At 38.0% G+C, this 7,785-nt stretch carries 9 protein-coding genes and 1 rRNA gene; 4 read left to right on the top strand and 6 right to left on the bottom strand.

The genetic code is table 11. The features are described 5' to 3' along the window. Window positions 1-79, bottom strand: a 16S ribosomal RNA gene (locus M3182_RS22970); the annotation flags it as partial. A gap of 260 nt (window positions 80-339) precedes the next feature. Next, window positions 340-567 (bottom strand): hypothetical protein, encoded by a 228-nt coding sequence (locus M3182_RS22965; protein ID WP_251435854.1) that lies wholly within the window; start codon window positions 565-567, stop codon window positions 340-342. Window positions 568-702: 135 nt separating this feature from the next. On the opposite strand from M3182_RS22965, the gene pdaB reads away from it, so the two are divergent. Continuing rightward, window positions 703-1,455, top strand: coding sequence for a polysaccharide deacetylase family sporulation protein PdaB (pdaB, locus tag M3182_RS22960; RefSeq protein ID WP_251560271.1), 753 nt, complete (start codon window positions 703-705; stop codon window positions 1,453-1,455). Window positions 1,456-1,677: 222 nt separating this feature from the next. On the opposite strand, the gene M3182_RS22955 is transcribed toward pdaB, so the two are convergent. Next, complete coding sequence (locus M3182_RS22955) at window positions 1,678-2,352, bottom strand: KinB-signaling pathway activation protein (RefSeq protein WP_251560269.1); 675 nt, start codon at window positions 2,350-2,352, stop codon at window positions 1,678-1,680. A gap of 144 nt (window positions 2,353-2,496) precedes the next feature. On the opposite strand from M3182_RS22955, the gene gerD reads away from it, so the two are divergent. Beyond that, a complete protein-coding gene (gene gerD, locus M3182_RS22950; RefSeq protein ID WP_251435845.1) occupies window positions 2,497-3,075 on the top strand; it encodes a spore germination lipoprotein GerD in 579 nt (192 codons plus the stop codon). Between the two features lie 62 nt (window positions 3,076-3,137). Here the strand turns inward: gerD and M3182_RS22945 are convergent, their stop codons facing one another. The 3 genes from M3182_RS22945 to M3182_RS22935 form a co-directional block, all read right to left on the bottom strand. Continuing rightward, a complete protein-coding gene (locus tag M3182_RS22945; protein ID WP_251560268.1) occupies window positions 3,138-4,196 on the bottom strand; it encodes an Mrp/NBP35 family ATP-binding protein in 1,059 nt (352 codons plus the stop codon). 210 nt (window positions 4,197-4,406) lie between these two features. Then, window positions 4,407-5,120 (bottom strand): N-acetylmuramoyl-L-alanine amidase CwlD, encoded by a 714-nt coding sequence (gene cwlD / locus M3182_RS22940; RefSeq protein WP_251435830.1) that lies wholly within the window; start codon window positions 5,118-5,120, stop codon window positions 4,407-4,409. 79 nt (window positions 5,121-5,199) lie between these two features. Next, window positions 5,200-5,643, bottom strand: a complete 444-nt coding sequence (locus M3182_RS22935; RefSeq protein ID WP_251435827.1) for a YbaK family protein — start codon at window positions 5,641-5,643, stop codon at window positions 5,200-5,202. Between the two features lie 172 nt (window positions 5,644-5,815). Here M3182_RS22935 and M3182_RS22930 point away from each other — a divergent pair, with 172 nt between their 5' ends. Further along, entirely contained in the window at window positions 5,816-7,087 is a 1,272-nt protein-coding gene (locus M3182_RS22930; RefSeq protein ID WP_251435825.1) for an MFS transporter, read from the top strand. Continuing rightward, window positions 7,041-7,661 carry a TetR/AcrR family transcriptional regulator gene (locus tag M3182_RS22925; RefSeq protein ID WP_251435822.1) on the top strand — a complete coding sequence of 207 codons (621 nt, stop codon included), beginning with the start codon at window positions 7,041-7,043 and terminating at the stop codon, window positions 7,659-7,661. The genes M3182_RS22930 and M3182_RS22925 overlap by 47 nt, the downstream gene beginning before the upstream one ends. Window positions 7,662-7,785: the final 124 nt, after the last annotated feature.

Here is a 7,785-nt window from a genome sequence, read left to right as displayed (position 1 = left end):
TCCCATTGGTTCGCTCGACTTGCATGTATTAGGCACGCCGCCAGCGTTCGTCCTGAGCCAGGATCAAACTCTCCAATAAAGAGTATGAGTTAAGCTCATAAAATAAAACGTTGGCTCATGTTCTTCAATAGAAGACATGATAATATTGTTTGTTGACGCTTGTTTGTTTAGTTTTCAAAGAACAATCAATCTCGCTTAAATGCGACTTTTATAATTTATAACACCACTCAGAAAAAGTCAAGGTGTTTTTTAAAATTAATTTGCCGCTGTTCATCAGCGACGTTTATTAATATAACAGCAAATAGAATTTAAGTCAACACGTTATTTTATTTTAAAAAACTAATTTTTAGATTGGCTTTTTCCAGTAGCTATGTACTTCATGCATTCATTTGGTGGAGCTACTCTTTTAAACAATGTAAATAAAATCTTGTATCTTTCTCGCATGGATCTTTTAACAATATGGTCAATTCGCTCATCTCTTAAATCAAACAAAATTTCATCCATCTCACGCTTTATAAGGTATTCTAGTTCTTTTCTCTCTTTTTGATTAATAAGAAACCCTAACATAACAACACTCCCATTTGAAATTGTTGGTTATTGTATCTTTTCCTTCCAGAAACTTTATATTCACAAATTTTATTCATATCTTGCTGAATTGCTCATAAAAATTAGACAAGGAGTCCATGGACGAGGTGAATGTATATGAAATTCTTTTTTGTGTTAAATGGAAAATCAATTAAACAAGCGTTAATCATCATGATTGCAGCCCTCTTTACTGCCTGGTTTTTTTACGTTGAGAGCATCGCACAAGTGCCTGTTTTTTCAACTGAAGATGGACCAAAAGCTGTCTACAAAGGAGAAAAGGATATTGCTCTAACCTTTAATATTGGTTGGGGAGACGAAAAAGCTGAGCCGATCTTAGATGTGCTCAAGAAGGAGAATATTCAATCTGCCACTTTCTTTCTTTCAGGAGCTTGGGCTGAAAGACATCCTGATACTGTTAACCGGATTGTAAAGGAAGGCTATGAGATTGGAATCTTAGGATATGATTATAAAGATTACACTGAAATTGAGGAATCAAAGATCAGACAAGATCTATCAAAAGCGCAAGAGGCCTTTAAAAAGTTAAATGTAAAAGAAATTGAGCTTGTAAGAGCTCCAACCGGTCATTTTGATAAACGCACGTTAAACATTGCCGAAAAAATGGGATATACGGTTGTACATTGGAGTTTAGACTCCAAAGACTGGACGAACCCGGGAGTCGATCAAATCGTGAAAAATATCTCTAAAGCAAAAAAAGGAGATATTCTTTTATTACATGCATCAGATTCAGCTAAACAAACAGCTGCTGCTCTTCCAGGAATTATTGACGAAATTGAAAATAAGAACCTAAAAATGGTCAGCGTCTCTGAAATGATTGCCAATGGAACTGCGAAATCTTCAGAGATCAAATAAGATAGTGAACCCAGTATATTACGGTATACTGTGCTTCACTATCTATAGCAAGGTTGGTTTAAAATGAAATGCTATTTTTGTAAAGATTGTTGTTAAAATCCTAAATCCGATTTTAACGCAGGATAAGCCATTTTGTGCGTTTATAATAAGTTTACTGGCTCTTTTCTCCTGATTTAAAGTTGAAAGAGCCAAATGAAAACAAAGAATAACAAAAGCCGTCCATTATGCATTGGACGGCTTTTGTTTTACTTTATTGGATTTCCCCTTCATTCTTCTTTCAAATGACTCCCGCTCTTTCAATGATTTCTCATTATACTTTGGTAGCATTAATAACTGATACGCGTTACAAACTAATAACGGGAAAATCATTAAATAGACCCAACTTTGTTCGTTCGCGCGTAAAATAGGAATCCATTCAATGACAGTTGCTACAACCATGAAGAATAAAGCAGGAATAAATGTCGTTTTATTGGTTTGTTGAGATTTAAAATATGCAACCACCAAACCTGGAATAAACACTAGTAAGGCTAGTCCAATATATGGTAATAGGGATTCGCTTTCTTCCGCAAATACTTCATAACGAAGATAAACAAGATCAAACAAGACCACCGCGATAAGAACCAATTGTACGGTATTCCACAATTTTGCTGTTTTAAAAATTCCCAGCCCAAATCTGTGAATCGTCAAATAAGCAAAAAATCCCGCTTGGCTTAAAAGACTGAATATAAAACCGACTCCAAGGAGCCAAAATAATATAGCTACGATTTCAACAAGATTAAAATCTGTAAAGAATGGTTTAAACTCACTCCATCGTACAATAAAACCAACGATACCTGTGGTCAAACCGCCAAGGAGCAAAGTGGAGATGAAAAATTTAACCCAGTTCCTACTTGTCACAATATTTTCCCCCAATAACATAGTTCATTACTTGATTGTACCAAGCAAAATTAGAAAAATCTAGGTTTAGCCTTCTCATTGAATAATATTTAATGAAGCATCCATCCTAAAGGTAAGGTTGTCTTTGCGAAAGGGGAATGAATAATGTTAAAAGCCATTCAATTTCTTATCCCTGTCTTTTTATTAAGTTTCATTTCCGGTTGTGCACCTGTTGAAACGAGCGGGGAGGAAATGGATTATGATGCAACAAAGAAAATGGTTGTCGATATCTTAAAGACAGACGACGGGAAAAAAGCCATTCAAGAAATTATGAAAGATGACGGAATGAAACAAAATCTGATTATGGAGCAAACCGTTGTCTCCGATACCATTAAAGAAACACTTGTATCTGAAAAAGGTAAAGAGTTTTGGAAAACCGCATTTGAAGACCCAAAGTTTGCAGAGAGCTACGCTAAGAGCTTAAAATCTGAACACGAAAAGATGATTAAGGAATTAATGAAGGACCCTGAATATCGCTCTATGCTTGTAGACGTCCTTAAAGATCCAGAACTAGAGAAAGAAATGATTACACTCTTAAAAAGTAATGAGTATCGCAAACAAATGCAGACAGTTATAACAGAAACCTTTGAAAGTCCGTTATTTAAGGCGAAATTACAAGACTTAATCATCCAAGCATCGGATGATATCAGCAAAAAGCAAGAGAAAAAAGAAGAAGAAAAGTAACCGGATATTCAAAATAAAAAAGCCTTTCCTCATTCATTTAACAAGGAAAGGCTTTCTTACCTTTATTTTTCTAACGTATTTAAAACTTGCTTCGCAATATCTAGATATGCCGCACCAATTTTATGGTCTTCCTGATAGACAGAAGGAGCAAAATCCTCGGCACTCCAGTCAGGTTGTCCAAGCGGAAGTTTACCTAATACTTTCGTATTTAGTTCATCAGCAAGCTTGTCTCCGCCACCTTGACCAAACACATATTCTTTTCCACCAGATACCTTACTTTCAAAGTAAGACATGTTTTCAATAACACCCAGTAGTTCATGATCCGTACGTAAAGCCATGGCACCCGCACGAGCTGCAACAAAGGCTGCGGTTGGATGCGGTGTTGTCACAATAATTTCTTTACATGCTGGTAGCATTGAATGTACGTCAAGGGCAACGTCTCCAGTACCCGGAGGTAAGTCTAATAATAAGTAATCAAGGTCGCCCCACTCTACTTCGTTAAAGAAACTATTAAGCATTTTTCCAAGCATTGGTCCACGCCAAATAATCGGAGCGTTGTCTTCTACAAAGAAGCCCATGGAAATCACTTTTACACCAAATCTGTCCACTGGTATAATTTTTTCTCCGCGAACAACAGGACGCTTAGTAATCCCCATCATATCAGGAACACTAAACCCATAAATATCCGCATCAACTAATCCAACTTTTTTCCCTAGACGAGCAAGAGAGACAGCCAGGTTAACGGAAACAGTTGACTTTCCTACTCCTCCTTTTCCACTCGCAATCGCAATAAAGGTTGTCTTACTAGTAGGGGATAATAATCCCTCTTCGCCACTAGCGTCACTCTCAGTGCGATACTTAGCAAGCACCTCTTCAGGTAGCTCATTGAATCTCAAGCCAACCGTCGCCGCACCCGCTTCTTTTAAAATATTGACAATTTGTGATTGGAGCTGTAGTTGCTCGGAAGTTCCTGTTTTCGCAATTGCGATTTTAACACTAACGTGATTCTTTTCTTCCTTGATTTTAACCTCTTCGATCGCATTTAGTTCACCAAGTGGTTTATGTAAAAAAGGCTCATTTAACGCCCCAATGAGTTCTCTCACCTTTGCATCTGTTATCATCGTAAACCCTCCTCTTTAGTCTAGTCACATTTAACAGTATAACATAATCCAACAGTAAAAAGATGTAAATCGAATCACACCTTGTAATCGCTTTCCACCATCTTAACGTATTGAAAATAAAAATGCTATGAATTGAGTTGATCCTCAATAACCAAGCTTCCTAACCAGCATACTTTTTCAATCCAAAAAAAAAGAAGGAGAACATCCCCTTCACTCTAAAATCTTTCGTTCATTTGTATAATAACGGATAATTCCTTGGTAAATAGATGCAGCCACCTGTTCTTGGTATGCATCTTGTCTCAATAGTTCTCTTTCCGTTGGGTTGGACAAAAAGCCAATCTCAACTAGAACACCAGGAATTTCGGAATTTTTTAAGATATAGATATCGTTTGATGTCTTTGCTTCTCGATTGGTGTTTTCTAAATTCCTACGCAATTCTTCCTGAATAAATTTAGCTCCGCGTTTGCTCTCTTTCAAATGCCCTGAATAGAACGTTTGTGCGCCCTTCCATCTAGAGGATGGAATCGCATTTAAATGAATACTCGCAAAAAAGTCTGCCTCAGAATCATTGATGATTTCTAGCCGCTTTTTCAAATCTTCCACTTTCCTTCGACTATAGCCCTTCACATCTTCCCCTGCTAAATCAGTATCTATTTCTCTTGTCATTAAAACTAGGGCACCCTGCTGTTGTAAATAGTCTCGGAGCATTAAACTAACATTTAATGCAATGTCTTTTTCAATTCCCTCTCCTTTTACAGCTCCAGGATCTGGCCCTCCATGTCCCGGGTCCAAAACAATTACTTTCCCAGAAAGTGGTAGGCTTTGCATTTTGGTTGCATCATCTTCTTTAAAGTCATATTGAAGAATAATAAATAACGACATAAGTGCAATTACATACAGAATAACCCCCAGCTTTTTTCTCATTAAGACTAACCTCTCTTCCCACTTACTCGTCCCACTTTTTAAAAATATATGGGACAGGAAAGAGGTTTAGAACAGAGGATTAATGCATTTTAAGCTTATGCCGTTTTTCTCCTTTTTGAAATCCTTCTCTCCACCAACCATCAACATACTGTTCGCAAAGATAATATAGTGACTCTCCAGCAACTCCTTCATCTCCATTCCCCCAGAACAAGAAGAAGTTATAGAGCGTATCAATTAAATGCTTTTCCTCTTCGTGACACCTTTGTCTTGCATTCTCCATCGACTCTCCAAAATAACCGAAACGACTGTATCTTCCCCCAAGAAGATAAGCCTCAATGGCGACATCATAGCATGCTTCTTCAATTCCTGAATTCATGAGCAAGCCTGATGCCAGTCGAGAAGATCCAAAACAATCTTTCACTCGCGTTTGTAATCTCTGAATGGATAACTCTCGTAACAAAGAACGCTCATATTTAATTTGCTTCTCGCGTCTCTTTTCCGTAAAAGTTGTGACTACATTCACTGGAAACTCACCTCTTGCCACTAGTGTGATACTCGCTTGACCTAGACATGCAAAAATCCAATTTCCAATTTTAAAAGGAAAATCCAATTTTGGGCTTGATAAAACGACACGAGTGTCGTTATAATGAGATTAATAAAAAACGACACGGGTGTCGTTAAAGGATGGTGAATTTATGAAAGGGTTATTGAAGAATCGGGAATATCTTATCCTCATGATGGCACAAGGTATTTCAAGTATTGGCGATTGGCTTAGTATGGTCGCTATTATTACTCTTGTAGGTCTTAAATGGAATGCCTCACCGATGGAAGTTTCTTTTATCATCTTATGCCTAGCGCTGCCGATGGCACTTTTAGGACCAGTAGCAGGAACTTTAGCTGACCGAGTCAATCGAAAGTCTTTAATGATGATCTCTGACCTTGTCCGTGCTGGCCTAATCCTTGTCTTAACAATTGCAAATACAATTGGGGTTGTATACATCTGCCTATTTACGATTGGGGTATTTTCGGCTGTTTTCGTCCCAGCCAAAAATGGAAAGCTTAAAGAATTGGTTGCAGAAGAGGATTTAAAAGCAGCTATGTCTGTTACCTCCATGATTGACTCCAGCACTAAAATAATCGGACCATTGCTCAGTGGCATATTCGTAACTGCTTTTGGAGCACAAACAGTATTCTATCTTGATTCCCTAACATTTCTAGCGTCAGCACTTCTAATCATGGCTTTACCCAAAACCTTAAGTGGCTCGAAGGACTCTACTCAATTAAGCCCAGCAAATAACTATTCGTTTAAAAAGGATTTTATTCTCGGCATTTCATATATGAAATCCAATAAATATTTATTAGTTGGTCTATTTTTCTTAGGCGTCAGTTTACTCATCCTTCAATTATCCGATTCACAAATTATCGTTTTACTCAGAGAACTTACACATTCTTCCCCTGACTTGTTTGGCTATATTGTTGCCGCCTCAGGTATTGGAATGTTTTTATCGGGAATGTTTCTGACCAAGAAAACAAATTACCCATCCTACCCATTGATGCTATTAGGTGTTTGTGGGATTGGCTTTAGTTTTGGTATCATGGCTGTATTCACAAACTTTGATTATCACGGCTCCATTATCTGGGCCCCTTTATTAGGGTTATTGGCAGGTTTTTCAGCAAGCTTTGTCTTCATTCCTTTTCAAGCTACCCTCCAACTAGACACTCCTGTCCATATGACTGGTAGGGTGTTTGGTGTCGTCAATAGCGTGACTACAACTGCAACAATTATTGGTCCGTTACTAGGCGGTTGGCTCGCTACCGAGTTTGGGATTATTCCAACCTTTATCCTAACCGCCTCCCTATTATTGGTATTATCAGTCATTGGATTTTTTGTAAAAAGCAAAGTAGAGCGAGGGAAAGTCGATGTCTCCAAAGGTCAGCCAGGAACACTTGAAACAACGAAGGGCTAAAATACTAGCAGCCGCCACGGAAGTCTTCACTGAACAGGGTTATGAACGGACAACAATGAAACATGTAATGGAGGCAGCCGGTGTCAGTCGAGGGGGATTGTATCATTACTTCTCGAATAAAGAGGATCTTTATGAAGCTATATTAGAAGATAACCTATTACGTGAACATACTTCCACTCAGAACATCCTTGAAAAAAAGGTTGATTCCTACTGGGAATTGCTCTTAAAGGTTCTTTTCGGTGAGGAAATGAACCCTAATGATGAAATGGATGCACTTGCACCTAGTAACTTAGAATTTTTCATTACTGGTAGGCAAGATGAGCGAAGAAGAGCATATGGCCAAAAACGTTATCAGCTAGGGTTAAAAATTTATCGAGATATCCTTCAAGCTGGTCAAGATAAAGGTGAGTTTAGCAAAAAATATAAGAGTGATATCTTAGCTCGTACGATTATCGCTTTTATCGACGGTCTCGCCTTAGAGGATGCCATCTTGCCAAAAGAAGAAGTAAAATTAAAAGAGCAATCCATTATGCTTATTGATTATTTAAAAATGGCGCTAGAAGTTAAGGTGTAGAACCTTATCGTCCCGTTATGATCGCTTGCTCATCTTTTCGGGAACGTGAGATTTTCCTTGCATTCCCTTACTATTGTTTTCTCGTCTGTTCGGGTACGCGAGAATACCCTTGCGTTCCCTTCTT

This window comes from Mesobacillus maritimus (assembly GCF_023715205.1).
GTDB lineage: Bacteria > Bacillota > Bacilli > Bacillales > Cytobacillaceae > Mesobacillus_B > Mesobacillus_B maritimus_C.
This window is presented reverse-complemented; position numbering and strand designations above follow the sequence as displayed.

Coding starts and splice junctions, on each gene's coding strand:
- M3182_RS22965 (WP_251435854.1), bottom strand. CDS start 567: ATGTTAGGGTTTCTTATTAATCAAAAAGAGAGAAAAGAACTAGAATAC.
- pdaB (WP_251560271.1), top strand. CDS start 703: ATGAAATTCTTTTTTGTGTTAAATGGAAAATCAATTAAACAAGCGTTA.
- gerD (WP_251435845.1), top strand. CDS start 2,497: ATGTTAAAAGCCATTCAATTTCTTATCCCTGTCTTTTTATTAAGTTTC.
- M3182_RS22945 (WP_251560268.1), bottom strand. CDS start 4,196: ATGATAACAGATGCAAAGGTGAGAGAACTCATTGGGGCGTTAAATGAG.
- cwlD (WP_251435830.1), bottom strand. CDS start 5,120: ATGAGAAAAAAGCTGGGGGTTATTCTGTATGTAATTGCACTTATGTCG.
- M3182_RS22930 (WP_251435825.1), top strand. CDS start 5,816: ATGAAAGGGTTATTGAAGAATCGGGAATATCTTATCCTCATGATGGCA.
- M3182_RS22925 (WP_251435822.1), top strand. CDS start 7,041: ATGTCTCCAAAGGTCAGCCAGGAACACTTGAAACAACGAAGGGCTAAA.